The following is a 26,068-nucleotide window of genomic DNA, read 5'->3' as shown; positions in this document are numbered from 1 at the left end:
TCAATTTCCATTCAGCCAGAAGATCATGAGGATGATCAATCCTAGCACCACCGCGATGGTGATCTTCACCCAGCTCAGCGGGTATTCACCCGTGATCTTCCCGGTGACGCCATTCACCGCCACTTGGTAAGTTTTTGTGCCGTAAGTGTAAGTGAGTAGCCACACCGGCAGCAGCACATGCTTAAAAGTTTGTGCACTGTACTCAGGGGAAATTTGCAGGTTCCGGTACGTATCGCCAGGGATCCGCTGGGCACAGGCACTGCGCAGCAGGGCATCCATGCGGGAACGCGAGGCCTGGGCAGACTCGATAAGGTCAATCTGATACTGCTCCACCACCCAGCCAGAAAGGTACCCCGCATCATACGGCACCAGACTGTCCACCGTGGGGAAAGGCTCCAGCGCCGTCAGCAGTGCCGGATGCACGCCTTTGGAGGCTGGCACCAGTACATCATCAAAGTCCTGGCTCACATGCCCACTCGCGTATTCCCAGCGGGTCTGGCGCTGCTGGCGGCCCTGGCTATCCCGCGTGTAGTAGTGGTGACCCGCCTCAGCCTCCCACGGGCATTCGGCATGAGCGTCAAAGGTCCAGTAGGGCAGATAAAGGCCATGCAGCGTATCCGTCATGGCCTTGTCGTTCAGATTACTCCGCGCCCAAAAGTGGCTGCCATACCATTTACGGATGTCCTCGCGCACATGCGTCTCGGCGATCTTAAACGGCAGTAGGCTACCCGGCCGGATGGGGGCCTGGATGTCATCCACCTTGAGCAATGAGGAAGAACCGCAGAAGTCGCAACGCTGCGCCACCCGCTTCGCATCAAAGACTGAGATGGCCTGGCAGCTCTGGCAGCGCACCGTTTTCCGCTGGGCCGCCCAGCCGCGCTGATCTTCGGGGATGGAGCGCAGAGCTGTTGCAAGATCACTCTCCTCGATCAAAGACCCATCGGCCTTCAGTTCCGCCGGCGAGACCGTGCCGCAGTAGGGACAAACGAGGGCCTTTTTAGCCGGGGTCCACACAGCCTCGCCCCCACAACCGGGGCAGGCAAACTTGCTGATGGCGGTGACTTCAGACATGCGCCGCACAGTGGGATGGACCTAGCCCAGGATGCAAGAAAAATGACAGCCCACCTCACACCCACCAGAAAAACATGATGGCGACCAACGTGGGCAAAAGGGCCCCCAACAGCAGGCGCAGTGGACTGATGCCCTCCCCCCCAAAGACCTTCGCACTCTGCAAGATCCCCACGCCCGCAGGGTTCGGCGCATTGGCGATCACCGTTAATCCACCACCGGTCACGGCACCCGCCACCAGCGCATATTTTAGATCGGGGCTAATGCCATCCACCAGGGACCCCAGATAGGTCAGCGCTGCATTGTCCGTCAGTGCTGTCAGCCCTGTCGCCCCATAGAACAAAGCATGGCCACTGAGGCTGCTGATCAACGGCTTTAACCAATAAGCCTGAAGAGACCCCAGAGTGACCAATCCCGCCAGAAAGAACCCCACCAAAAGACCTTCTTTGAGCTTGAGGTTGTCCTGATACTCACGTGTGGCCGAAACAAGCCCCAAGAACAGCATGAAGACGCCGAAAAATACATCGGGGTGATGCGCAAAACCGACGACAGCGGCGAGGAAAAGCATGTGCAGCACTGTCAGCCAGATAGGCACAGCACCACTGTGATTTTCCGCCACCTTGAGCCCTCGCAATTCCTGCCGAAACAGAAAGGTGATGATTGTCGTTGCCGTGAGGCAACTCAGCGCTGCACGCCAGCCAAAGTGGGTGAGCATGAACATCGTATTCCACTCCCACTTTGCTGCCACCATCAGGACGGGCGGTGCCGCAAAGTGTGTCAACGTACCGCCGATAGAGACATTCACAAATAGCAGGCCCAGCGTGGCGTAGGCCAATTTCAAGCTGATACCCTGGTCAAAATATCGACGCTTCAGCACCAGGGCCAAAAGCGTCATCGCAGCAGGTTCGGTAATGAACGACCCCAACAACGGGCCCACCACCAAAGCCGCTACGTAAAACGCCATGGCCTCCTGCATCGGTAGCAGTCGGGCAATGCCGCTGATGAGACCTTCAGCCATCTTCACCACAGGCCGGGTGGCGGCCACCACCATTACGACCAGCACAAATTTAGGCTCTGTGTAATTCAGGCTTTCAATGTAAACGACCGCTTCGTGGACGGAGCCTTTCAGCACCACAATGCCAGCGAACAGGGCTGCCGCCCACAGGCCAAAAACCACCTCCGTCTCGGCCAGAAAATGAAGCAGATTCTCCTGAATGGAACCCCGGGGATAACGATGCGCCCAATGCGCAAAACGCTTTACAGCAAAAGTGTGCAGGACCGCCAGAGCAAACAAGACCGTGGCCAGAATTTCCATGGGGGCAGGATTCATGCGCCCTACCCTAGGGAGTCAAACCCGTGAGGCAACCCAAGAATCCGCCATTCGTTTCATCCATTTTGTTAGTCCACAAAAAAAAAGGTGCAGATTTCTCTGCACCCTTCGTGGCCTTAGCAGGCAGGATCAAACGCTCACGATGGTCTTAAAACCCCCGTAGGCCATGCGTCTGTAGTCAAAAGGGGGAGTGCCTCCATGATCTGGGCAAAATTCATGCATGCGTGGATCGGCCATGACTTTGGCATTCACCTCATCACGGTGTTCTCGCGATTCATAAACGATGTAGGCAAAGACCACGGTCTCTCCGTCCTTAGTTCCTGCGAGGGTGGGAAAAGAAACCATGTCTTTGGCGTCCGTGTCTTCGGCCACGCATTCGCGGTAGTCGAGAGCTCCATGATCCATCCAGATCTTACTCACCTTTTCGGCGATGCTTTGATACTCGGGAATTTTATCTGCCGCGATGGGCAGGACGAATCCATCAATGTAGTGTGACATATTGTTAGGCTGGGTTTGTGGTTTTAACCAAAGTGAGAAAAGATTTAGCGGTGGAGAAGTCCCATCCACGCCCGGCGCTCCACCCATAGGAGGTAAAGAGGAGCTAAGCTGATGAAGGCCAGCATACCGATGGTGCCGCCACTGCTGGTCAGATCTCTGGCAATCAATGCATGATAGGCCAGGATATTGACAATGATCGGCCCTAGGAAAAGCAGGCCAAGATTGCGCGTGCGCGGAATGATGAGCAGCAGACCGCCCACTAGCTCACACACTTTCACCAGTGTCAGCATGCCAGAGGGCCCGATAGCTGCCATGAAAAGTGCGGCAGGCGAACCTTCCGGCGGCATGTCTTCCGGCTTAGGCTGGGCCAAATTAAACAGCACCATCACAGATGCGAAAATGAATAGGAAGCCCAAAAGGGCGCTAACGATGGAGGGTATGTATTTCATAAAAGAAGATTGAGTTCAGGCGTGAAAAGTTCGTGTCATTTCAGGATTGCACGGTGGTAGAACGATCCATCCAAAACACCTCCCAGATATGGCCGTCGAGATCCTGGAAACCGTAGCTATACATGAAGCCATGGTCCTGCGGGTCATTGTAGGTGGAGCCACCCGCTGCGACGGCCTTGGCCACTTGCGCATCCACCTCATCACGGCTTTCACAGGATAGGGCGATTAACACCTCCGTGCTCTGTTTTGCATCCACAAGGGGTTTAGGTGTAAAGCTCTGGAACTTCGGCTCGGTCAGCAGCATCGCAAAAATGCTCTCTCCAATCACCAAATAGGCAGCGTTGTCATCGCAGAACTGCTCATTGAAACTGTAGCCTAAGGCGACAAAAAACGCCCTGGATTTGGGCAGATCTTTGACGGCGATATTGACGAAGATCATTTTGTTAGTCATGCGAGCAGTGAGTTCTGGAAGGATTCGTGGCAGGAGGATTGAATGGCTGTTCAAAGAGATGACGAACGAACGGCCGCCCTAAAGACAGCCAGTGTGCTTTTTGAGAAAATTCGCCCGCAGAATCAGGCAGCTAAGCTTTCCTTGGGCTCCGGCGTCTTTTAGGCGGCACCTCCAGTCATCCATCACGCCGTTTCTCCAGTCGCATTTTCGTCACCTTCAACTTCTAGGGATTGGGAGCTGCCTCTTCAAAAAGCGTAACCATCCACCCCATCCCGAATTGATCTTTCAGCATGCCAAAGCAAGGGGACCAAAAAGTCTTCCCCAGAGGCATGGTCACTTCCCCTCCCTCTGCCAACGCTGCAAATTTCGCTTCAGCCTCCTCCACCGTCCCTACACTCAAAGACAATGAAAAACCGGCAAAAGATTCTGCGCCGCCACAGCCATCGGAGGCCATCAAAACCGTCTCACCAACGGTGAAGGAGGCATGCATCACTTTATCTGCAAAACCAGGGGCCAGCATGTCCGGCGGCGGCGGCTCAGGGCTTTCGCTGAAGCGCATCACCATGCCCACTTGAGCGCCGATGGCCGTGCGATAAAACTCAAGAGCTTCCTCACAGCGACCGCCAAAAAAGAGATAAGGTTGAACAAGAGATGTTTTCATAAATTGAGAGAATTAAATGGGTAGGATACTTAGAATGGGAATTGGATGAACTGATTCAGCACACATCTAAATCAGTCCGTGTTTAGGCCTTCGGCGTGACTTCAACGATGCTTTTCAAGCTGGCCAACCCCTCCACGAAGAAGTCTCCGCACATCTTGTCGCAGTCCATCACTAGCCCCACGGCCTTGCTCATGAAGTTGTTTTTGCCAGACATGGTCCATGTGACCAGTGTGCCCGGCCCTTCAGGTTTAAAAGTGAACTCCACATCGTTCGTGCCTGCAAAGGGGCGGACGAATTCCAGCTTCATTCCCACTCGTTCTCCGGGGCGACTTTCGACAATGGTTTGCTTGCCTTCACCCACGTCATTGTTGCCCGACCATTTCACGGAGGAACCCACACCTGTCGCAGGCCCCTCAAAGGTGTATTTGCAAGAAGGATCCAGCTTGACCCAGGGAGACCAGGCCTGGCCTTTGCGCAGATCATTCACCTGCTCAAAAATAGCCTGGGGTGTGGCCTGCATCGTGGCAGAACGGGACACCCGAAAATCATCTGGGCGCATGGAAATGACGACGGCAAGACCAGTGAGTAGAACGGCAAGGCCGATGAGAATTTTAGCGAACATAGTTTATCTTTTAGTTAGGTTGGGTTCGTGTGAAATGGGGTTCAGTCAGATTCCTCGATTTCTTGCAGCCGTTTGCTCAGCAAGCTCTGTTCGGAAGCCATCTCGGTGAGTTTTAAAGCTGCCCGCAGATGCGCTGCCGCTGACTGGTAATGCTGCTGCTGGGCCTCCAGTTCTCCCATCACAGCATGGAAAAGATGGTAGGAGTCCAGAGGTTGGCGGTCCAAGATGGCCTCCACAGCCGCTAGACCTTGGGCAGGCCCCTGCACCTTGGCCAGCGCCACCGCGCGATTTAGAGCGATGATGGGGGAGTCATTCATTTGAAGGAGATGATCGTAGAGCCGAAGGATCTGCGGCCAATCCGTGGAGGCCGCATCTGGAGCCAAGGAATGGCAGGCCGCAATGCCCGCCTGAAGATGATACTCGCTGGCCTGGTCTCCCTGTGTGGACAATCCCAGATGAAAAATCCCCCGCTGAATCATGCCCTTATCCCAACGCCGGCGGTCCTGCTCCTCCAGTCGCAGGATATTGCCCCCCGCATCCAGCCTCGCGGCGAAACGCGCACCATTCAGCAGCATGAGCGCCAGCAAAGCATGCGTGCGCGGCTGATTCCCAGCAGGATGCGCAGCCAACAAAGAGGTCAGGCGGATAGCCTCATGACACAGATCTTCGCGGATCAATCGCAGCCCACTGGAGGCTTTGTAGCCTTCATTAAACAGCAGGTATAAAATCTGTAACACCACCTCCAATCGAACGGGCAACTCGACCCCAGAAGGGATTTCAAAAGCCACCGCTTCCTCCTGCAGCTTCTGCCGCGCGCGTGTCAGTCTTTTAGCAATCGCAGCCTCCGAAGTGAGAAAGGCACGAGCAATTTCCAGCGGGCTGAAACCACACATCACTTTCAAAGCCAGCGCCGTCTGCGCCTCTTGCGGGAGCTGTGGATGACAGCACGCAAACATCAATCGGAGACGATCATCCTTAATCTCACTGTCAAAACGCGGCTCCGCTCCCGTCTCCGTCTCCGCCAGCCGATGCTCGATGAAATGGACAATTTGCGGCTGCTTTTGCTGAAAGCTGGATTCCCGGCGGATGAGATCGAGGGCAAGGTTCTTCGCCGTCTGCATCAACCAAGCAGCAGGGTTCGCCGGAACGCCATAAAAGGGCCACGTTTGCAGCGCCCGTGCCAGTGCCTCCTGCACCACATCTTCCGCCATCTGCAGACGATGGATGCCAAAGATACCCGTCAGGATGGAAACCAGCTTTCCCGATTCATGACGGAAAAGATGGTCTGCCAAGTGACTGATACCGGACTCGGCACTGGAGGCTAAATCAGACATAAACTTAATGTTAGGCAGCCGCCATTTGTTCTTCCTTCACTCGATTGAAGCTGGGGCACTCCGGAGCCACAGGCCGCACTTCCGCCGTCGCGCCACAGTCCAGCATGGGCCACTCCTGGGCGATGCTCACCGCCTCCTCCATCGTCTTCACATTCAGCATCAGATACCCGCCGATGGTTTCTTTGGATTCCGCAAAAGGCCCATCCGCCACCTGACGCACTTTTCTCCCAGAGATCACTTTTCCTTCTTCAAACAGCGGCTGTGCCCCTTTCATCTTCCCCTGCTGCTGGAGACGCTCAAACCATGCCATGGTGCGGGCCATGACCTGTTGCATTTCTTCAGGTGAAAGGTCCTGCTGCCAGCCTGTGGCACGAAACAAGACCATGTATTCAGTGGAATCAGAAGACGAGAGGCTCATACAATTTAGGGTTTAATGGATGGTATTCAAAGGCATGACGAACAGCCGGGGCGGTTCAGGACATCAAGACAGACTTTTTTGTTTTTTTATTCTACCCTTCCAAATCCCCAGACGCGGCGAGGGAGATTCAAACAATGAATCCACAAAATCTCGCGCCAGTTCGATGTTCTGGATCACCAGCTCGGGGCTCTGACGCGTCTTACCCACCAGCATGGAGCCCTGCCAGAGACTGTTAAGAAAATGCGCCACCTGCGCTGGCTCAAAGGCACGCCGCACTCGATGGATTTTTTTTGCCTCCGTCAGCATGTGGGTCACGCGTGCTTCCCAGTCTTGCAGGTGCCCATCGCAGGCGGTCCGCATCTCCGCGTTCACTTGGGAAAGCTCCTGGGACATCATCCCCACCATGCACACGCAGAGTTCATCAGGCCGTTGATTGAAGCTGACCATGATGTCCAGCAGCCGATGCAGTTGCTCCAACGGATCCACCCCAGGCTCAGACCAGGCGGGGGTGTATAAATCCGTGCCCATTTGCGCAAACGCATCCAGGGCCGCACGGGCGATGGCCTCTTTGTTGGCAAAGTAGTGGAAAAAGCTGCCCTTCGTCAGCCCCGCCTCTGCACAGATCTGGTCCACCGTCGTCGCCGCATAGCCTTGGCGCAGCATCAGGCCCAAAGTCGCCCCCACCAGCCTTTGGCGGGTCTCTGCAGGATTGCGGATGTGCTTAAGGGATTGAGCCATACATACTGTTTAGTATGTAACTAAAAGCATCGCAAAAACACAAGGACTAATTTCTCTGCCTTTCAGAGTCCCGCTTTTCTCGGTGTTAACATCTTCTTAACACCTTTTTGCCAGCCCTTAACTACGCAGAACGGCAAACACGGGAATCTTATCCCCGAGCCGCAAGCTCTCTGCCCATGATTGACCTCCTCTACCTCGGCCTCTCCGTCGCCATCATCGTCCTCTGTGTCTTCTACGCCCGCGTCATCGAAAGCCTCTAATTCCTCCCCGCCATGGAAACCTTCTTCATCGCACTCATCGCCACGGCTCTGCTGGCCTACCTGCTGGTAGCCATGCTGCGCCCCGAAAAATTCTAATCCCTCACGACCATGCACACGAACGACTGGCTGCAACTCGCCCTATTTCTGGGTCTCCTCGCCCTCATCACCAAGCCCATGGGCCTCTACCTCATGCAGGTGCTGGATGCCCAGGGCCGCACCTGGCTGGACCCCATCCTGAAACCCATCGAAAAACTCACCTATCGCAGCCTGGGCACCGATCCTCAGCGCGAGCAAAATTGGAAGCAGTACACGCTTTCCATGCTCGCCTTCAGCCTTGTCGGCATCGTTTTCACCTACCTCATCCTGCGCTGCCAGCACCTGCTGCCATGGAATCCCCAGGGCCTGCCCGCTCTCAGCCCACACCTGGCTTTTAACACCGCCGTCAGTTTCACCACCAACACCAACTGGCAGAGCTATGGCGGCGAGGCCACCCTCTCCTACTTCAGCCAGATGGTGGGCCTGACGTTTCATAACTTCGTCTCGGCCGCCACCGGCATCGGCATTGCCGCTGCTTTGGTGCGTGGGATTGCCCGCAGTTCCGCGAAGACCTTGGGCAATTTCTGGGCCGACCTTGTCCGTGTCACCTATTACCTACTGCTGCCCCTGTGCGCTGCTTTCGCTCTCTTCCTAGTTTCCCAGGGCATGATTCAGAACTTCGATTCCTACACGCAGGCCACCACACTGGAAGGGACAGAACAACTCATCGCCCAAGGCCCCATGGCCTCCCAGGTCGCCATCAAGATGCTGGGCACCAATGGCGGCGGTTTTGTGAATGCGAACGCCGCTCACCCTTTTGAAAACCCCACCCCTCTTTCCAATCTCGTGCAGATGCTTTCCATCTTCGCCATCGGCAGCGGCCTAACGTATTATTTAGGACGCATGGTGAAGAATCAGGCCCACGGCTGGGCCGTCTGGGCAGCCATGATCATCCTGTTTGTCGGCGGGGTGCTGGTTTGCGCCCATGCTGAAGCCGTAGGCAACCCCATCCATCAGCAGCTTGGTGTCGCCACAACAGATGGTAACATGGAGGGCAAAGAAGTGCGCTTTGGCATCTTCAATTCCGCCCTCTTCGCTACCGTCACCACCGCCGCCTCCTGTGGCGCAGTGAATTCCATGCACGACTCTTTCACTGCCCTCGGGGGTTTTGTGCCCCTATTCATGATGGAGCTGGGCGAGGTGGTCATCGGTGGGGTCGGGGCCGGTCTTTATGGCATGCTCGTCTTTGTCATCCTTGCCGTCTTCATCGCCGGGCTCATGGTGGGCCGCACGCCGGAATACCTCGGCAAAAAGATCCAGGCGAAGGAGGTCAAGCTGGCCATGCTTACCCTGCTCATTCTCACGCTCAGCATCCTTGGTTTCACCGCCTGGGCAAGCGTCAGCGCCTGGGGGCTGGCAGGTCTGAACAATGCAGGGCCTCATGGCTTTAGCGAGATGTTGTATGCCTACTCTTCCGCCACGGCGAACAACGGCAGCGCCTTCGCTGGCCTGACGGCCAACACCCCCTGGTACAATACCACGTTAGGCTTCGCCATGCTCATCGGTCGCTTTCTCATGATCGTGCCCATCATGGCCCTGGCAGGATCTTTGGTGCAAAAGCAGGCCGCACCGCCCACCGCAGGCACCTTCCCCGCCCATGGGGCCACCTTCACCCTGCTGCTTATCGGCACCGTCCTCCTCGTCGGTGCGCTGAATTTCCTCCCTGCCCTCGCCTTAGGGCCCGTTGTCGAGCACTTCCTCACGCTCCAGGGCCGCTTGTTCTAATCAACCTTTCACCTCGACTCTTATGTCACACACACCCAGTTCCCTTTTTGACGCCTCCATTGTCGTCCCCGCCCTCGGCGAGTCGTTCAAAAAACTCGACCCACGCCTGATGGTGAAAAATCCCGTCATGTTCGTGACGCTCATCGGTGCGCTGCTCACCACCTTCAGCATCTTTACGGCTGGCGAAGATCGCGCCTTCATCATCCAGCTCAGTGTCTGGCTGTGGTTCACCGTCTTGTTTGCCAACTTCGCCGAAGCCGTCGCCGAAGGGCGTGGCAAAGCCCAGGCGGACAGCCTGCGCCGTGCCCGCAAAGACACCATGGCCCGCCGCCTCATCGGCAACGAGGAAAAACTGGTGCCCGCGGCCGCTTTGGAGAAAGGCGAACTCGTCGTCTGTGAAGCCGGCGATGTCATCCCTGCCGATGGCGAAGTGATCCAGGGCATCGCCAGCGTGGATGAGGCCGCTATCACAGGTGAGTCCGCGCCCGTCATCCGCGAAAGCGGGGGCGACCGTAGCGCCGTCACAGGTGGCACACGGGTCATCAGTGACCGCATCATCATCCGCATCACTTCCGAAAAAGGCCAGACCTTCCTAGATCGCATGATCTCCATGGTGGAAGGCGCACAGCGTCAAAAAACGCCCAATGAAATCGCTCTCACTATTCTGCTTTCAGCCATGACGCTGATCTTCCTGCTGGTGTGCATCACGCTCATGCCGTTCGGGATTTATGCCGGGGCAAATTTTTCCATCCCAGTGCTCATCGCCCTGCTGGTCTGCTTGATCCCCACCACCATCGGAGGCCTGCTCAGCGCCATCGGCATCAGCGGCATTGATCGCCTCATCCGCCGCAATGTCATGGCCACCAGTGGGCGTGCCGTGGAGGCTGCGGGCGATATTGACGTACTGCTGCTGGACAAGACTGGCACCATCACCATCGGCAACCGCATGGCCTCAGACTTCCGCCCTGCACCCGGTGTCACCGAGCAGCAACTGGCCGATGCCGCCCAGCTCGCTTCCTTGGCCGATGAAACGCCCGAAGGCCGCAGCATCGTGGTCCTGGCCAAAGAGAAGTTTAACATTCGCGGTCGCGAACTCGCCGCACCGCACGCCACCTTCGTCCCATTCACCGCCCAGACTCGCATGAGCGGCGTGGACTTGGATGGACGCAGCATCCGCAAAGGTGCAGCAGATTCCATCAAAGCCCATGTCATCAACCAAGGTGGCACCTACCCCGTTGAGGTAACCAAGGCCGTGGAAGCCGCCTCACGCGCTGGGCGGACGCCTCTTGTCGTTTGCGAAGGCCATCAAGTGCTCGGCATTGTCGAGCTCAAGGACGTGGTCAAAGGCGGCATCAAAGAACGTTTCGCACAGCTCCGCAAAATGGGCATCCGCACCATCATGATCACCGGAGACAATCCCATGACTGCCGCTGCCATCGCCGCAGAAGCAGGCGTGGATGACTTCATGGCCCAGGCCACGCCGGAAGATAAACTAAAACGCATCCGCGATGAGCAGGCCGCTGGCCATCTGGTGGCCATGACTGGCGACGGCACCAATGACGCCCCTGCCCTAGCCCAGGCCGACGTGGGCGTGGCCATGAACACAGGCACCCAGGCCGCCCGTGAAGCGGGTAACATGGTGGACCTGGACAGCAACCCCACAAAGCTCATTGAGATCGTCGAAATCGGCAAACAACTGCTCATGACGCGAGGCAGTCTAACCACTTTTAGCATCTCCAATGACGTGGCAAAGTACTTCGCCATCATCCCCGCCATGATCATGGCGACTTTTCCAGAAGTGGCTCCGCTGAATATCATGGGCCTCGTCAGTCCCCAGAGCGCCATCCTCAGCGCCGTCATCTTCAATGCCCTCATCATCGTGGCTCTGATCCCACTGGCACTGAAAGGCGTGCCTTACCGGGCCATGGGCGCAGTGGCGGTGCTGCGGCGAAACCTCCTCATCTATGGCCTCGGAGGCCTCATCGTCCCCTTCATCGGCATCAAGATCATTGACCTGATCATCAATCTCTAATCCACCACCTCTTATGAAACTGCTTCTCCAAGAAATCCGCCCCGCCATTATCGCCACCTTCGTGCTGGCAGGCATCACCTGCGGAGTTTACCCCCTGCTCGTCACCGCCATGGCACAGGCGGCCTTTAAAGATCAGGCCAAGGGCAGCCTCATCATCGGTGCCGATGGCAAGGTGCGTGGCTCCAGCCTGCTGGGGCAAAACTTCTCCTCAGAGCGCTACTTTCACACACGCCCGAGCGCGGCGGGCAGCGGTTACGACGGCGCCAGTTCCAGCGGTAGCAACCTCGGCCCCACCTCTCAAAAATTGCGGGATCAGATCCAGGAACGTCTCACCGCCTACCGCACTCTGAATGGTCTGGCCGCCGATGCCGAAGTGCCTGCCGATGCCGTCACCGCCTCCGGCTCCGGTTTGGACCCACACATCAGTGTCAAAAATGCCGCTCTCCAGGCCACCCGTGTGGCCAAGGCGAGAAACCTGCCTTTGCCACAGGTCGAGAACCTCATCACCGCCCACACCAGCGCACCCACCTTTGGCCTTCTAGGTGAGGCGCGGGTGAATGTGGTCTTGCTGAATCTGGCACTCGACGCCGTCAAATAATTCGTCTCAAGATACGCCATGCACCCGGAACCTCCACGCCCCAACCCCGATGCCCTGCTCGCGCAGATGCAAAAGGAGCACTCGCTGGCACAGCCTGGGCGGCTGCACATCTTCCTGGGCATGTGCCCTGGTGTGGGTAAAACCTACGCCATGCTACAGGCGGCCAGGCAGCGTGCCAAGGAGGGTGTGGAGGTTCTCGTGGGCGTGGTAGAAACACATGGCCGCCATGAGACCTCCGCCTTGCTAGAGGGCCTGCACATTTTACCACGGAAATTGTTAGACCATCGTGGCTATACTTTAGAGGAATTTGATGTGGATGAGGTGCTGCGATTGCGCCCTCAACTTGTGCTGGTGGATGAACTAGCGCACACAAATGCACCCGGCTCACGCCATGCCAAACGTTACCAAGATGTTCTGGAACTGATGGATGCCGGGCTGGATGTGTACACCACCCTCAATGTCCAGCACATCGAGAGTCAGGTGGACATCGTCCAGCAGATCAGTGGCGTGGCCATCCAGGAAAAGGTACCTGACTCTCTTCTTGATCGTGCCCATGAGATCCAGCTCATTGACCTCAGTGCTGAAAAGCTGCTGGAGCGCATGGCTGAGGGCAAGGTGTACATGGGTGAACGGGCTGAACATGCCGTCTCCAATTTCTTCAAAGAAGGCACCCTCACCGCCCTGCGAGAACTCGCCCTCCGCTTCACCGCCGAACGGGTAGATCGTGACCTGGAGGACATCCGCCGTGCACGGCGTGTGACCAGTGCCTGGAAGACCCATGCGCGTCTCCTCGTCGGCATCGGTCCCAGTCCTTATGCGGAAAGCCTCATCCGCTGGACGCGCCGCGCCGCCGCAAGACTGGACGGATCCTGGATCGTCGCCTGGGTAGAAAGATCCGCCCCACTCAGCCCTGCCGAACAAGAAGTGCTGACACGCGCCCTGGGGCTGGCGCGACGCCTCGGGGCTGAGGTGGTCACCCTCACGGGGGATGATGTGGCGGAGGCCCTGCTGCAACTGGCCAGCGAACGCAATGTCTCCCAGATCGTCGTGGGCAAGCCTGACAAACGCACCTGGGGCAGCTCGCTGGCAGATCGCCTCATCGCCGAAAGTGGTGACATTGATGTCTGTGTGGTGCGCCCCGTAGCTGGGCGGCAGCTCACGGCCACCACGACACTTCCCTCTAGCATCCCCATCTCTCAAGTCGCCGAATATAGCTGGGCAGTGGCGCTCACGTTCGTGCTGACGAGCCTGTGTTGGGCCCTTTTGCCGATCACCGGCTACACCTTTGTCGCGCTCGTTTTGTTGCTCGGCGTCATGGCCGCAGGCATGCGTTTCAGCCGAGGCCCCGTACTGGCCATGGCCTCCGTCAGTGCCCTCGCGTGGAACTACTTTTTCATTCCACCGCAGTTTACCCTGCACATTGATCAGCCTGAGGACATGCTCATGTTTGGCATGTTCTTTCTGGTGGCTCTCAGCATGGGCCACCTCACCACACGTCTGCGCCAGCGTGAGGCCGCCGAGCGCCGCCGCCAGCGCCAGACGGCGGCTTTATTGCGCGTCACTCAAAGCGCCGCCCTGGCCGCCGAGCCTGACAAAGGCCTGCACGAAGCTCTGCGTGTGATCACGGATCTCTTGCAGTCTAGCGTCTCCCTGGTGCTGCGGCAAAGTGACCACACCCTCAGTCCAGCGGCTCATACCTCCAGCAGCTTTCAGCCTAACTCCAAGGAGTGGGGCGTGGTGGCTTGGAGCTTTGATCACAAACAAGCAGCCGGTCGTTTCACCGATACCCTGCCCGAATCGGACGCCACCTGGTTCCCTCTGCAAACTGCCACCTCCACCATGGGCGTGCTGGGCATCCGACTGGAGCGGGAAGCGAGACTGGATTTCACCACCCGGCAGACCATTGAGGCGCTGGCCCTGCAGCTCGCTCTGGTTTTGGAGAAAGAGCATTTCATCCAGGCTGCCAGCCGAGCCGAGGTGCTGGAGCAATCTGAAAAGCTACGCCAAACCCTGCTGGACAGCGTTTCCCATGAGCTCAAAACTCCCCTCGCCATCATCAAAGCCAGCCTGGAAGGTCTGAGTGAACAACCAACGGCCACCAACCTTTACACAGGAGAAATCGCCACGGCTACCACACGCCTCCAGCGCGTGGTGGATCATCTCCTGCACATGACTCGCATTGAATCTGCCGTGATGCAGCCGCACCTCGATTGGTGTGACATCCGCGATGTCATCCAGGCTGCCCGCACTGCCGCAGGACCCGCCGTTACCGCCCATCCACTCAGCGTCTTCATTCCAGACACCATGCCTCTCGTTAGGCTGGATCATAGCCTCACGGCACAAGCTGTGGCCAATATCCTGCATAATGCCACCACTTACACGCCTGCGGGCACCGCCATTGAAATCCGTGTTACCTTACAGGGAGATCGCTTTTATCTCATTATTCGGGATCATGGCCCAGGCTTCGCAGGTGAAAGTGTGCTGCGGGTATTTGAGAAATTTTATCGCGCCCCAGGCAGTCCAGCAGGGGGGACAGGCCTAGGTTTAGCCATTGCCCGTGGTTTCGTGCGCGCTCAAGGAGGCGAGATCAGCGCCCGTAACCACCCCGATGGCGGGGCCGAGGTGGCCCTCGAAATGAAACATGTTTTTTGAGCGGTTGTCTTTGCCAGAACCGCGCCGCTCGCTGACGTGTGTTTCTTCCACCGAGTCACCGTCCCTGCATGACCAGCCTGATCATTGATGATGAACCCCAGATCCGTCGCCTGCTGCGACTGGCTCTGGAATCACGCGGCTACACCGTGCGCGAGGCTGAGGCTGGGCAGTTAGGCCTGCAAGAGGCTGCCTTTCACAAACCAGATGTCATCTTGCTGGATCTGGGCCTGCCTGACATGGACGGTCTGGATGTGCTAAAACGCCTGCGTGAATGGAGCGATGTCCCCGTGCTGATCCTCAGCGTGCGCGATCAAGAAAGTACCAAAGTCGCCGCCTTGGAAAACGGCGCAGATGACTACGTGACCAAACCTTTTGGCACCGCTGAGCTCATGGCCCGTCTCTCTGCCATCACTCGGCGGCAGCGCAGCACAGAGGTGGCCGAGGTCACTCTCGGCCTCCTGCACATCAGCCTTGTGGATCATGCCGTCACGCTCGCAGGCCAGGAGCTGAAACTCACCCCCACCGAGTACGCTCTCCTGAAGGCCCTGGCCCGGCATCCCGGTAAAATCATCACCCAGCAGCAGCTCCTCAAAGCCGTATGGCCCGGCACGAACGTAGAACAAACCGCCGCCCTGCGCGTGCATGTGAATCACTTGCGCAGCAAAGTCGGCAGCAGCATCGAAATTCGCAACGAACCCGGTATCGGCTACCGCATTCTTGGTTAGGAAACTTAAGGCTGACGCAAACGCACGCGAAAAAATCGCTTCTTTTCCGTCAGGGGAAAATAGAAACTTCGGTTTACGGGAGCAGCCGGGTACAAATACTCATTGTCCACAGCGGTTAACATCCGCCAGGTGATAAGATCGTGACTGATCTCCACCAAAGCCATGCGGTTTGCTGGCTGGGTAAAATTCACCGTCACCCTCCCATTGGCCTTGGTGATGGCATCGTACTTCCAGCGACTGGCGGCACTTTGGGGATTGGTTCCCAGAGCGTATTCCTCCTGATTGCTCAGGCCGTCGCCATCGGCATCCGCAGCAGGGGCTGCATTGGGCCCTGCGGCAGCGCCAAAATGATCATCCAACCATTGTTGCAAAGTTTGGTAGCCACTCAGTTCCTGGATCCAGCTTGCAATCAAGTTCTCCCCATCAACATCACGCATGAGCGATCCCACCGGAGGCATGCGAGACAACCCTTGGGCCTCACCCTGCATCCGTTTCAGAAGCATCGAATGTTCCGTATCACCCGGTACGATGACACGACTATCAGGATCTGCCCCTTGATTGATCAGACTGCCCTGAATGATCTGGCTAAGCTCCGTGGGCGTGACATAGCGTGCATCCCAGTTTCCCTGCGCGCCTCCGCCAGGCTGGTGGCAGGGGGCACAGTTCACCGCCAGATAAGATCGCGCCCGCCACTCCAGTGACTGAGTGGGCGCCGTGCTCAGTGCCGGTAAATGCGGCTGTATGGACTCCGCCATTCCTGAAAGATATCCAGCCGCGTTCAATAGATCTAACTGCTTCATGTTGGTGCCAGCGAAAGGATACGGCCCATTGATCTGTGCCGTATTAAAACCCAGGGCATAACCTGCCGCAGCCGTGTGGCAGCTCAGGCATTCACTGCGTGAGGGGTAGCGCCAGTACTGGCTACTCCCAAAAGGAACAAGACTGGTTTCACCTGCCGCAGGGACCAGATAGGCTTCTGTGTCTGAAGTCCATTTATAAGTGAGCCCATACACACCGTCGGCAGTCTTCACTAGCAGACGAGTTTCCAGCCGTCTTCTGAATCCATTGACAGGGATTTCAAAATGCTTCACCCACACCGTCCCGGTGGGAAAGGTCCAATTACCCGTCTCGCTGTACCCGATCTTTGGAGTCGTCTCCTTGATGGCAAACCAGCGCTCTTTGATGGCTCCGTCACTCCAGAAGCTCACATTGGGGCGGTAGCGCACAAAGCCTGGAAAAGTAGCCAGGGTGGACATGTCTCGAAACACTCCTACCTCCGAGAGCTTCATTGGCGCTGAGGACGCCGTCCCCCTAACAATCTTGTAAAAAAGGCCATCGTTCAGGCAGCAAAGGAGTGGCTCTTCAGTACTCGGGTTGATACCAAAATCCACGATGCCAGACTTCGAAGGAAGCCCCTGTCCCGTCCACACTCCAGGCGTCGTTTCCTGGTAGGCCCGAATGCGGCCGGAATAGATGTCAGCCACCCAAAACATACCCCGCAGTTCTGGTAACAGAGTCCCACGATAGACAATCCCTGCACAGACGGAGGCCCCAAACATATTGGGGTTTTGGGCACTCGTTCTTGGATAGCTGATGATCGGGGAAACGGGAGAAAAATTCGCCCCTGAAGGCGGGGTCGTGGAACCCGTTGCATCGTTGGGGAATTTGGGGGCACCATTGAAGGCCACGTCCCCTTCCCGCCAGCTCCAGCCGTAGTCGCCACCTTTCACCACTAGATCCACCTCTTCCTTGGTATTCTGCCCCACGTCCCCGAGAAAGAGCCGACCCGTCGTAGGATCAAAATTAAACCGAAAGGGATTCCGAAAGCCTGTAGCATAAATTTCCCTTTTTACATTGGCTGGATTCACACTCCGTCCGTGCCAGGTAGTGCGGCCAATGAATGGATTGTCCGCAGGCACCTTATAGGTCCCCGGATGAATGGCCGAGGGAAAACTGGTGGAGGCCGTCTGAGCCAGCACGGAAGGCCCCTGGTTTGTTGCGAGATTATTCACGTCTAGGCGCAGCATTTGGCCCCAGAAATTTTTATCAATGAAGCGCGCATTATTATACTCATCATCACCGCCGCCCTCATCGCCTAACGAAAGGTAAAGATATCCGTCACCACCAAAGCCGAGGTCCCCGCCGTTGTGATTCCCGATCCGGTCATACAGAGTCAGCAAAGGAGACTCAGTGGCCGCACTCGCGCTTGTAGCTGCACGGAAATTTCCCGCTGTGCCTGTGGCGGTGAATCGTGCCAGCCTCTGATGGAGCTGATTGTTCGTCCGGATGCTGTAGAACAGATAAAACCAGCCGTTTTGCTGATAGTCAGGATGAAAGGCCATGGCCAGCAGCCCGTTTTCATTGTCAGTCGCCAGTGGCCGGTTTTGAGACTGGAGATGCGCCGCCAGATCCATGAACAAACTTTTTGTTGGGGAGCTACCACCTACCCCATGGATGATCCAGATCTTTCCCTCACGCTCATTGACGTACACACGGCTCGTCTCCCCCGTTGGGTATGTGCTACCCATCGGGGCATTAAAGGTCACGCCAGGAAACGCAGAAACGATCGCATAAGTCAGCGGTCCTGAAGTCTCAGGCGGTGTCGTGGCAGGTAGATATAGGGACGTGTTTGCCTGCCGGACGATCTGCCCATGCAGAGGCACCTGGGTTAGGACCAATAGGCAAAGCAGTCGCAGGAAAGTTAGAACCAGAGAAAAGCGCATAGCCGGGGGGGGACTTTGGAAGGACATTAATCGGACGACCTATCTTATGTAAAGAAAAGATCGTCCCGCCCCCAGCCCCCGGCCCTATCTCCAGGTCTCAACCCTCACTCCTCTTGGGCTTTGCCTTTCGCTTTTTTCTTCCCCTTCCCTTTGGAACTGCCGTTGCTTTGGCGGCCAGAAGTAGAGGGTACTTCTTCATCTGCTGCGGGCAGGGCAGCCGCCAGCTTGGCCTTTACTTCTGCCAGTCCCTTATCTTGGGCCAAGTTGGTCCACTCGTTCGGGTCTTGAGTGTGATCATAGAGTTCCTCGCTCCCGTCCGCATAGCGGATGTAGCGCCAGCGGGCATCACGCACGCCATGATTACCACGACCATGCGTGCAGATGGCCACCTGATCCCACGCTACGGTAGGATCTTTCAGCAGCGGCATCAGGCTGGCACCTTTGACATGTGCAGGCAGGGGCAGCCCCGTCAATTCACACAGCGTGGGGTAAATATTCATGTAGTCCACAGGGGCTTTGCAAACAAGGTTAGGCTGCGTGATGCCAGGGGCTACGATGGCGCAGGAAGTGCGCGTGGTTTCCTCCCACAGGGCAAATTTGCGCCAATGCTGCTTCTCCCCGAGAGCCCAGCCGTGATCTGTCCACCAGACAATCATCGTTTTATCCTTACGCGGGCTCGCATCCAACCCGTCCAGTAGGCGCCCCACCTGATCATCCAAAAACGAGATGGTGGCCAGATACGCCTGCACCGCCTTTTTCCACTGGTCACCTTTCAGCACTGCCGCATGGTCACCCTGCGGTTTGGCCATCTGCACGCCGGCCGCAGGTATGTCGGCAAGGTCATCCTCCTTTGTCACGGGAAGCTGGATGCCCTCCAATGGAAAACGGTCGTAATACTCACGCGGCACATACCACGGCAGGTGCGGTTTCACATAGCCCACCCCGAGAAACAGTGGCTGATCCAGAGGCGCTGTCTTCAGGTGATTCACAGCCCAGTCCGTCAGCTTGTAGTCGCCCATCTCCTGCGGCTTTGCTTCCACAGCCCCCCAGTCAAAGTGGCCGCTTTTCAGTCCATTCAGGTTTTCTTCATGATCGCTGATGCTGGGAAAAAGCCCCGCCCATTCCGTCCAGCCATCTTCACGACCTTCGGCATTAAAATTGTGGTAAATCTTGCCACCGCCCCGGGTATTGTAGCCCTGGGCCAGAAAGTGGCGATTGATTGTCAGCGTGTCCTTCATCACCCCTTGAGCGGGATCTCCATTCGTATAAATGCCCGTCTGCCAGGGCCGCAGGCCACTCATCAGCGCAGCGCGCGAAGGGTTGCACGCTGGGGCCGCGCAATGGCTATTGCTGAAGGCCATCCCGCGCGCGACGAGGCGATCAATGTTCGGCGTCTTCGTCTGGGGATGCCCACCCAGATACGTGACCCAGTCATTGAGATCATCCACGGCGATAAAGAGCACATCCGGCTTTTCAGCCGCTGAAACTTGCAGAGCAAAGAGACCCAACAGGACCGTGAGGAGACACATCAATTTCATGGGCGCTGGGAACGTGGCAGCCGCTCTCCATCTTCCCACTTTTCTTCATTGCTTCCACGAGGTCGAAAACGCACTGCCGTAAATCCTCAGCGCGGCGCCGGCAGCACGCCCGCAAGGAGCATCAGCACGACCAATACCAGAAGCAAAGCCGTGGCCACAGAGAAAGTGGTCTTGGAAGGGATGGGGGTAATATTCATAATTTCGTCTTCTTTATACCTCATCTATCCGTAAATGCATAGTACATACCATGTAAATCATTCCAAAAATCGTTTGAGCCCTAAATAGACGTCACCTTTCAGATTCAGTGGATCGGCTTTGCACGTCCCCTAACCAAAAGATGCGCAACTTTTCACAAGCTTTGAAATTAAAATAAAGAAACTGCGAATCTTCACGTTTCAGCCGCCGTCAGACCGAAGCCTGCCTTCACGCCATGAAAAAAATCGTCCTTCTCCTGCTGGTAGCCGCTGCCGCTCACGGCGCAGCACTGCCCGAAGCCACTCAGATCGATAGCTTGCTCGCTGCCGATTGGCAAAAGCACAACCTGCAGCCGAACGCCACCGCACCGGATGAAGTCATCGTTCGTCGTCTGTATCTCGACATCGCAGGCCGCATCCCCACTGTGGAAGAAACTCGCGACTTCATGAAGTCGGTGGATCCACAGAAGCGCACCAAGCTCATTGATAAGCTCCTGGCCAGCGACGGCTACACCAGCCACATGTTTAACTTCTGGGCCGATGTGCTGCGCCTAACCGACAATACCAAAGGGAAGATCACCGCTGAGGCTTATGAAGAATGGCTGAAAAAAGAACTGAAGGCCAACACCCCCTACGACCAGTTTGTGAAAAAGCTGCTCACCACCGAAGGCGGTGCCTGGGACAGTGGCAGCATCGGCTTTTACCAGCGCGATGAAAATAAGCTCGACCACCTCGCCTACACCGTGCAGGTCTTCCTGGGCACCAGCATCGTCTGTGCCCAATGCCATAACCACCCCTTTGATAAATGGTCCCAAAAAGACTATTACAGCATGGCCGCCTTTACCTACGGCATGGACACTCGTGGCGGCGGTGTGAATGAAATCAAGCTGCCAAAACGCCCCGAGGGCAGACAGATCCCAGAGGCTCTGGCTAAGATGTCTAACAAAGAGCGTCGTCAGTTCATGAAAGACCACCCTGAAGAGGTGGCAAAAATGCGCAAAGAAGCTGCCGCCAGCCAAACCACCGCCAGCAGCCGAGAAGACATGCAGCAGGTGCGGAAAGCCCTGGGCGATGTGATGAAACCTCTGCGCTACACCGCCATCACCTGGAATGAAGGCAAGCTACCCAAACTGCCAGCGGACTACGCCTACACCGATGCCAAGCCCGGTGACACCATCGAACCCCGCGCCATGTTCGGCCACGAGGCCAAACCCAAAGAAGGCCAGACCACCGTGCAGGCCTTTGCCGACTGGATGACTTCCCCAGAAAATCCACGCTTCACCACCGTCATCGCCAACCGCATGTGGAAACATGTCTTTGGCAACGCCCTCATCGAGCCCCTCGATGAAATGACCGACTCCTCCGTCGCCAGCAACCCTGCCCTCATGGAGTACCTCACGCAGCTCATGATCGAGAAAAAATACTCGCTCAAATCTTTCCTGCGTGTGCTTTACAATACCGATACCTACCAGCGCATGGCCAGCACCCAGGAAGTGGCCTTGGGCGAGATCAATCACTTCACCGGGCCCAGCCTCCGTCGCATGAGTGCTGAGCAAGTCTGGGACTCCATGATCACCCTCACCAAAGGCAATGTGGATGGCGAAGTGGACGATGAAAACCAGCGTCTCCATCAATACCTGGGAGACCTGAACATGTTCATCACCACGATGAAAGAAAAAGGCCCGGAAGGCATCATCGCCGCCGCCAAAGCAGGCATGGAACAGCGAAAAGAAAACGACCGCGAACTGGATGCCATGCGCGCTAAGATCGCTGAAAAAGGCACCACCAGCCCAGCCGAAGCTAAAGCCCTGGCCAATGCCGCGAACAAACTCCGCCGCGAATCCAGCAATGAACTGCTCGTCAACCTCATCGGCGAAGAGCGAGCCGAGGCCCTCATTCAGGGCTATCGCCCTAACAAACAAGAAAACAAACGTCCACGCCTTGACCGCAGCGTCATGGCCACCCTCACTAAAGAGCAGCGTAAGGACCTCGTGCGCAGCGCGGGTAACAACACCATGGTCTCCCGCGCTTCCGAGCTCCCCTCCCCCGCCCGCCCCGGCCACTTTCTGCGCACCTTTGGCCAGTCAGACCGCGAGGTCATTGATAACGCCAGTGACGATGCCTCCGTGCCCCAGGCCCTCACTTTGCTGAATGGTCCTGTGGTGGAAAGCCTCACCAGCCCCATCTCGTTGCTCAGCCAGCAGCTTAATAAAGCAGGGAGCAACGACCAAAAAGCCGCCTTCCTCTACGAAGCCCTGCTGAGCCGCCTGCCCACCAACAACGAGCGCGCAGTCCTTTCCCAAGTCCTCAACGAACGTGGTGACCAGGCCATCGAAGACATCACCCACGCCCTCATCACCGGCTCCCAGTTCCTCTTCATCCAGTAAGAGACTTCTTCCATCCCCTAGCCCTTTCTCGTTATGAATTCTTCCTTTCTCCGTGCCGATGAGCCTACGCGTCGTGACTTTGTCATGAACATCGCCAAGACCTGCCTGGGCGTCTCCGTCATGTCTCCGCTCATGCGCGGCCAGGCGCAGGCCGTTGCCTTTGAGGGCAGTTCTAAGGCCCGACAAGTGGCCACCGCCAGAAACGTCATCTACCTCTACATGGCAGGTGGCATGACCCATCTCGATACCTTCGGCGTCAGCCCAGGGGCTGCCACCATGGGCGATACCAAATGCATCCCCACCAGTGCGGATGGCGTCCAGATCGGTGAAGGGCTGCCCACCGTGGCCAAACACATGCATCATGGCGTCATCATCAATAGCCTCTCCAGCACACAGGGTGCCCATGAACAGGGGAACTACTATCAGCACACCGGCTACACCATGCGCGGTGCCACCCGCCACCCCACCATGGGCGCTTGGCTGCAAAAATTTCAGGGCAAGGGCAATCCAGACCTGCCAGGCACCGTCGTCATTTCCAATGATAGCAAACACCCAGGTGGAGGTTTCTTCGAGGCCTCCTTCCAGCCCTTGCTGCTGAACAATCCCAGCACCGGCCTCCAGCACAGCAAGCGCATGGCCAGCCTCGACGAGTCGGATCTCGACTACCGTCTCGGCCTGTCAGCCAAGCTCAATGCCGGTTTTGAAAAGACCTACTCTCACAGCGCCGTCCGCGCCTACAGCGACGTCTATAAAGACGCCGTCCGCGTCATGAAAAGCGCAGACCTCACCGCCTTCGATCTCAGCCAGGAATCCGCAGAACTGCAAAGCGAATACGGCGAGTCCACTTTTGGCCAAGGCTGCCTTCTCGCCCGCCGTCTCGTCGAGCACGGAGTGCGCTTCATCGAAGTCACAAGCGGTGGCTGGGACATGCATAACGACCTCCACGCCCGCTTGCCGGAAAAGATCGCCGAATTGGACAAAGCCCTCGGTGCTCTCCTGGGTGACCTTGAGCGTCGCGGCCTCCTCCAGGACACTCTCGTCGTCCTCACCAGCGAATTTGGCCGCACTCCTGACATCAATCAAAACGCCGGTCGCGACCACTACCCCAAAGCTTTCAGCTCCGTCCTTTGGGGCGGCGGCGTGCAGGGCGGCCAGACCTATGGCAAAACGGACAAAGGCATCGAAGTCACCGAAAACAAAGTCTCCCCGCCTGATCTCAATGCCACCATCGGTTACGCCCTCGGCCTGCCCCTGGACCAAGTGCTCTACTCCCCCACCAAGCGCCCCTTCACCATTGCCGACAAAGGCCAGCCCATCACCGCTCTTTTTGGTTAGGCCTGGCAGGAAGCAGCCCCAAGGGCTTATGGAATTGAGCCCAGCAGAACCCTGGGTCATGAACAACTTGAAAACCCATCGCCCCCAACCGCAACGGGGTTACTTCCTCCGCCGAAGATCTGCCCTGCCCCCCTGGACGGAACCTCGTTGAGGTTCCCCCCTCACTTGTTCGTGTCATCCGCCTACCCCAGGGTTGTTCCAACCCTGGGCTGAAAGACACAAGCCCTTTGGGCTTTGATGAACATGACGGCCAAAAACCTCCGTCGTCACCCACGATTCGCCCCTTTCCTCCAAGCCCAAAGGGCTTACGGAGTTGAGCCCAGGGTTCGAAGAACCCTGCGGTACAACACGCCGCACCTCCGCCTCCGCGATCAACCCCACGGGGTTGCGTCCATCGCCGAAGATCTGTCCTGGCCCCAACCTCGGACGAAACCTCGTTGAGGTTCTCCCTTCACCTTTTCATGTCGTCCGCCAATCCCAGGGTTGTTCCAACCCTGGGCTGAAAGACACAAGCCCTTTGGGCTTTGATGAACCAGGCAGCCCCCACCATCGTCCATCTCTCATCTCCTTTCCCCAGCCCAAGGATAGATTCACTCGGCGACCAAAGAACCTCATACATTGCCCCATCGCGGTTATTTTCCCCAAGCCCAACGGGCTTACGAAGTTGAGCCCAGGGTTCGCACAACCCTGGGTCACGAATAACCCGACATCTCGCCCCCCACGACCAACCCCAACGGGGTTGCGTCCGTCGCCGAATGTCCCTCGCGCCCCTTTCAATCCCACACATACCGCTCATCCCAAGCCTGCCCGTGTGCCGACAAAATGCTGCGTAACTCCTCCTGGAATGTGTGCTGCCGATGATGTTCTGCCTGCCCTAGAATGTACTGGATCACCGCTGGCACCTTAGATTCCGAAACGGAAAAACATCCGTAACCCGCCTGCCAATGAAACTTCCGGAACAAACCGCCTCGTGTTTGAATCCAGGCTGTTGAAACACGTTTCACCTCTTTGACAAAATCAGCGATGGTGATCGTCCGCGACAACGTCGTGAGCAGATGCACATGATCTTCAACCCCACCTATCTGAAGAGGCAGACAATCGAGCGTTTTAGCACACCCGCCCAGATACGCATGCAGCTCATCCCGAAAGGCCGTATTCTGAAAAACAGGCTCACGACCCTGCGTCGAAAAAACAGTGTGAATGACAACTCGCGCTAACGATTGAGGCATAACCAAAAGATTGAAGGGGACGGTCAAAACGCTCAAGTCTAACTTTCACGATCTCATCGGTGCTGCCACAAGCGCAAAAAATGAGCCTCACCGGATGGCGAAAACACCTTTCGCCGGCGCCAATGTCTGCTCCCCAAGCCCAAAGGGCTTATGGAATGAGCCCAGGGTTCGAAGAACCCTGAGTCACGAATAACCCGACACCTCGCCCGCACCACACCCAACTCCAACGGGGTTGCGTCCTCCGTCGAATATCTGCCGCGGCCCCAATCCTGGACAGAACCTCGTTGAGGTTCACCCTGAACCTATTCATGTCGTCCACCGACCCCAGGGTTCTGCGAACCCTGGGCTGAAAGACAAAAGCCCTTTGGGCTTGATGAACCTAAGTTGAGGTCAGGGTTGGAACAACCCTGGGGCACAAGACGCCATCTCGCCGCCTCCGCGATCAACCCCAACGGGGTTGCGTCCATCGCCGAAGATCTGCCCCACCCCCGGACAGAACCTCGTTGAGGTTCCCCCCCTCACCTGTTCGTGTCATCCGCCTACCCCAAGGTTGTTCCAACCCTAGGCTGAAAGACAAAAGCCCTTTGGGCTTCCAAAACCTGGTGGCCAAAAAGCCCCACCTCTAAGTCTCACCTTATTTCCCTAGCCCAAGGATGGATTAACGCGGTGATCGAACAACCTCCTCAATTGCCCCGTCGCGGCAATTTGTCCCTAAGCCCAAAGGGCTTACGTCGTTAGCCCAGGGTTCGAAGAACCCTGGGGCAGAACACGCCACATCCTCATCCCACGACCAACCCCAACGGGGTTGCGTCCTCCATCGAATATCTGCCGTGGCCCCTCCCAGGACGAAACCTCTTTGAGGTTCACCATTCATCTTTTCATCTCATCCACCTACCCCAGGGTTGTTCCAACCCTGGGCTGAAAGACAAAAGCCCTTTGGGCTTCATGGACCTGACGGCAAAACCGCCATTACTCACATCCGGCATCCTTTCACAACAACGGGTT

At 57.0% G+C, this 26,068-nt stretch carries 22 protein-coding genes; 9 read left to right on the top strand and 13 right to left on the bottom strand.

The genetic code is table 11. From position 1 onward, the window contains the following. The 10 genes from HNQ64_RS06305 to HNQ64_RS06260 all read right to left on the bottom strand — a co-directional run bounded on the left by HNQ64_RS06305 (position 1) and on the right by HNQ64_RS06260 (position 7,569). Positions 1-1,071, bottom strand: coding sequence for a zinc ribbon domain-containing protein (locus tag HNQ64_RS06305; RefSeq protein ID WP_221305358.1), 1,071 nt, complete (start codon positions 1,069-1,071; stop codon positions 1-3). 55 nt (positions 1,072-1,126) lie between these two features. Beyond that, entirely contained in the window at positions 1,127-2,398 is a 1,272-nt protein-coding gene (locus tag HNQ64_RS06300) for a putative Na+/H+ antiporter (RefSeq protein WP_184206579.1), read from the bottom strand. A 129-nt stretch (positions 2,399-2,527) separates the two neighbouring features. Beyond that, positions 2,528-2,896, bottom strand: a complete 369-nt coding sequence (locus HNQ64_RS06295) for a DUF1428 domain-containing protein (protein ID WP_184206577.1) — start codon at positions 2,894-2,896, stop codon at positions 2,528-2,530. Positions 2,897-2,940: 44 nt separating this feature from the next. Next, positions 2,941-3,345, bottom strand: a complete 405-nt coding sequence (locus HNQ64_RS06290; RefSeq protein WP_184206575.1) for a hypothetical protein — start codon at positions 3,343-3,345, stop codon at positions 2,941-2,943. Positions 3,346-3,385: 40 nt separating this feature from the next. Continuing rightward, positions 3,386-3,796 (bottom strand): VOC family protein, encoded by a 411-nt coding sequence (locus tag HNQ64_RS06285; protein ID WP_184206573.1) that lies wholly within the window; start codon positions 3,794-3,796, stop codon positions 3,386-3,388. A gap of 223 nt (positions 3,797-4,019) precedes the next feature. Further along, complete coding sequence (locus HNQ64_RS06280) at positions 4,020-4,457, bottom strand: VOC family protein (RefSeq protein ID WP_184206570.1); 438 nt, start codon at positions 4,455-4,457, stop codon at positions 4,020-4,022. An 82-nt stretch (positions 4,458-4,539) separates the two neighbouring features. Beyond that, positions 4,540-5,079: an SRPBCC family protein gene (locus tag HNQ64_RS06275; protein WP_184206568.1), complete on the bottom strand. Its 540-nt coding sequence runs from the start codon at positions 5,077-5,079 to the stop codon at positions 4,540-4,542. 41 nt (positions 5,080-5,120) lie between these two features. Next, positions 5,121-6,413: an RNA polymerase sigma factor gene (locus tag HNQ64_RS06270; protein ID WP_184206566.1), complete on the bottom strand. Its 1,293-nt coding sequence runs from the start codon at positions 6,411-6,413 to the stop codon at positions 5,121-5,123. A 10-nt stretch (positions 6,414-6,423) separates the two neighbouring features. Further along, positions 6,424-6,831 carry a YciI family protein gene (locus HNQ64_RS06265; protein ID WP_184206564.1) on the bottom strand — a complete coding sequence of 136 codons (408 nt, stop codon included), beginning with the start codon at positions 6,829-6,831 and terminating at the stop codon, positions 6,424-6,426. Positions 6,832-6,894: 63 nt separating this feature from the next. Beyond that, entirely contained in the window at positions 6,895-7,569 is a 675-nt protein-coding gene (locus tag HNQ64_RS06260) for a TetR/AcrR family transcriptional regulator (RefSeq protein ID WP_184206562.1), read from the bottom strand. Between the two features lie 107 nt (positions 7,570-7,676). On the opposite strand from HNQ64_RS06260, the gene HNQ64_RS06255 reads away from it, so the two are divergent. From HNQ64_RS06255 to HNQ64_RS06225, 7 genes are all read left to right on the top strand, one after another. Continuing rightward, complete coding sequence (locus tag HNQ64_RS06255) at positions 7,677-7,829, top strand: hypothetical protein (RefSeq protein WP_184206560.1); 153 nt, start codon at positions 7,677-7,679, stop codon at positions 7,827-7,829. Between the two features lie 12 nt (positions 7,830-7,841). Beyond that, a complete protein-coding gene (gene kdpF, locus HNQ64_RS24455; RefSeq protein WP_184207248.1) occupies positions 7,842-7,925 on the top strand; it encodes a K(+)-transporting ATPase subunit F in 84 nt (27 codons plus the stop codon). A 12-nt stretch (positions 7,926-7,937) separates the two neighbouring features. Next, the gene (gene kdpA / locus HNQ64_RS06245) at positions 7,938-9,650 is read left to right on the top strand and encodes a potassium-transporting ATPase subunit KdpA (protein ID WP_184206558.1); all 1,713 of its coding nucleotides are present in this window, start codon (positions 7,938-7,940) and stop codon (positions 9,648-9,650) included. 22 nt (positions 9,651-9,672) lie between these two features. Beyond that, positions 9,673-11,682, top strand: a complete 2,010-nt coding sequence (gene kdpB / locus HNQ64_RS06240; protein ID WP_184206556.1) for a potassium-transporting ATPase subunit KdpB — start codon at positions 9,673-9,675, stop codon at positions 11,680-11,682. A 13-nt stretch (positions 11,683-11,695) separates the two neighbouring features. Beyond that, complete coding sequence (kdpC, locus tag HNQ64_RS06235; RefSeq protein WP_184206554.1) at positions 11,696-12,280, top strand: K(+)-transporting ATPase subunit C; 585 nt, start codon at positions 11,696-11,698, stop codon at positions 12,278-12,280. 18 nt (positions 12,281-12,298) lie between these two features. Continuing rightward, complete coding sequence (locus HNQ64_RS06230) at positions 12,299-14,932, top strand: sensor histidine kinase (protein WP_184206552.1); 2,634 nt, start codon at positions 12,299-12,301, stop codon at positions 14,930-14,932. Between the two features lie 68 nt (positions 14,933-15,000). Beyond that, positions 15,001-15,657 carry a response regulator gene (locus tag HNQ64_RS06225; protein ID WP_184206550.1) on the top strand — a complete coding sequence of 219 codons (657 nt, stop codon included), beginning with the start codon at positions 15,001-15,003 and terminating at the stop codon, positions 15,655-15,657. A gap of 5 nt (positions 15,658-15,662) precedes the next feature. Here the strand turns inward: HNQ64_RS06225 and HNQ64_RS06220 are convergent, their stop codons facing one another. Continuing rightward, positions 15,663-18,380, bottom strand: coding sequence for a PQQ-dependent sugar dehydrogenase (locus tag HNQ64_RS06220; RefSeq protein ID WP_184206548.1), 2,718 nt, complete (start codon positions 18,378-18,380; stop codon positions 15,663-15,665). Between the two features lie 104 nt (positions 18,381-18,484). Continuing rightward, positions 18,485-19,918, bottom strand: a complete 1,434-nt coding sequence (locus tag HNQ64_RS06215; protein WP_221305357.1) for a sulfatase — start codon at positions 19,916-19,918, stop codon at positions 18,485-18,487. A gap of 430 nt (positions 19,919-20,348) precedes the next feature. On the opposite strand from HNQ64_RS06215, the gene HNQ64_RS06210 reads away from it, so the two are divergent. Together HNQ64_RS06210 and HNQ64_RS06205 are read left to right on the top strand one after the other, a co-directional pair. After that, a complete protein-coding gene (locus tag HNQ64_RS06210; protein WP_184206546.1) occupies positions 20,349-22,499 on the top strand; it encodes a DUF1549 domain-containing protein in 2,151 nt (716 codons plus the stop codon). Between the two features lie 33 nt (positions 22,500-22,532). Beyond that, positions 22,533-23,834 (top strand): DUF1501 domain-containing protein, encoded by a 1,302-nt coding sequence (locus HNQ64_RS06205; protein ID WP_184206544.1) that lies wholly within the window; start codon positions 22,533-22,535, stop codon positions 23,832-23,834. Between the two features lie 773 nt (positions 23,835-24,607). Here HNQ64_RS06205 and HNQ64_RS06200 read toward each other — a convergent pair. Then, positions 24,608-25,063, bottom strand: a complete 456-nt coding sequence (locus HNQ64_RS06200; protein ID WP_184206542.1) for a transposase — start codon at positions 25,061-25,063, stop codon at positions 24,608-24,610. Positions 25,064-26,068 lie beyond the last annotated feature (1,005 nt).

The organism is Prosthecobacter dejongeii (genome assembly GCF_014203045.1).
Classification (GTDB): Bacteria; Verrucomicrobiota; Verrucomicrobiia; order Verrucomicrobiales; family Verrucomicrobiaceae; genus Prosthecobacter; species Prosthecobacter dejongeii.
The sequence above is the reverse complement of the archived record's forward strand: the minus strand, read 5'-3'. Positions and strand labels throughout refer to the sequence as shown.

Bases quoted from the DNA above. Each gene is read 5' to 3' on its own strand.
- HNQ64_RS06305 (WP_221305358.1), bottom strand. From the start codon at position 1,071: ATGTCTGAAGTCACCGCCATCAGCAAGTTTGCCTGCCCCGGTTGTGGG.
- HNQ64_RS06300 (WP_184206579.1), bottom strand. From the start codon at position 2,398: ATGAATCCTGCCCCCATGGAAATTCTGGCCACGGTCTTGTTTGCTCTG.
- HNQ64_RS06295 (WP_184206577.1), bottom strand. From the start codon at position 2,896: ATGTCACACTACATTGATGGATTCGTCCTGCCCATCGCGGCAGATAAA.
- HNQ64_RS06290 (WP_184206575.1), bottom strand. From the start codon at position 3,345: ATGAAATACATACCCTCCATCGTTAGCGCCCTTTTGGGCTTCCTATTC.
- HNQ64_RS06285 (WP_184206573.1), bottom strand. From the start codon at position 3,796: ATGACTAACAAAATGATCTTCGTCAATATCGCCGTCAAAGATCTGCCC.
- HNQ64_RS06280 (WP_184206570.1), bottom strand. From the start codon at position 4,457: ATGAAAACATCTCTTGTTCAACCTTATCTCTTTTTTGGCGGTCGCTGT.
- HNQ64_RS06275 (WP_184206568.1), bottom strand. From the start codon at position 5,079: ATGTTCGCTAAAATTCTCATCGGCCTTGCCGTTCTACTCACTGGTCTT.
- HNQ64_RS06270 (WP_184206566.1), bottom strand. From the start codon at position 6,413: ATGTCTGATTTAGCCTCCAGTGCCGAGTCCGGTATCAGTCACTTGGCA.
- HNQ64_RS06265 (WP_184206564.1), bottom strand. From the start codon at position 6,831: ATGAGCCTCTCGTCTTCTGATTCCACTGAATACATGGTCTTGTTTCGT.
- HNQ64_RS06260 (WP_184206562.1), bottom strand. From the start codon at position 7,569: ATGGCTCAATCCCTTAAGCACATCCGCAATCCTGCAGAGACCCGCCAA.
- kdpF (WP_184207248.1), top strand. From the start codon at position 7,842: ATGGAAACCTTCTTCATCGCACTCATCGCCACGGCTCTGCTGGCCTAC.
- kdpA (WP_184206558.1), top strand. From the start codon at position 7,938: ATGCACACGAACGACTGGCTGCAACTCGCCCTATTTCTGGGTCTCCTC.
- kdpB (WP_184206556.1), top strand. From the start codon at position 9,673: ATGTCACACACACCCAGTTCCCTTTTTGACGCCTCCATTGTCGTCCCC.
- kdpC (WP_184206554.1), top strand. From the start codon at position 11,696: ATGAAACTGCTTCTCCAAGAAATCCGCCCCGCCATTATCGCCACCTTC.
- HNQ64_RS06230 (WP_184206552.1), top strand. From the start codon at position 12,299: ATGCACCCGGAACCTCCACGCCCCAACCCCGATGCCCTGCTCGCGCAG.
- HNQ64_RS06225 (WP_184206550.1), top strand. From the start codon at position 15,001: ATGACCAGCCTGATCATTGATGATGAACCCCAGATCCGTCGCCTGCTG.
- HNQ64_RS06220 (WP_184206548.1), bottom strand. From the start codon at position 18,380: ATGCGCTTTTCTCTGGTTCTAACTTTCCTGCGACTGCTTTGCCTATTG.
- HNQ64_RS06215 (WP_221305357.1), bottom strand. From the start codon at position 19,918: ATGAAATTGATGTGTCTCCTCACGGTCCTGTTGGGTCTCTTTGCTCTG.
- HNQ64_RS06210 (WP_184206546.1), top strand. From the start codon at position 20,349: ATGAAAAAAATCGTCCTTCTCCTGCTGGTAGCCGCTGCCGCTCACGGC.
- HNQ64_RS06205 (WP_184206544.1), top strand. From the start codon at position 22,533: ATGAATTCTTCCTTTCTCCGTGCCGATGAGCCTACGCGTCGTGACTTT.
- HNQ64_RS06200 (WP_184206542.1), bottom strand. From the start codon at position 25,063: ATGCCTCAATCGTTAGCGCGAGTTGTCATTCACACTGTTTTTTCGACG.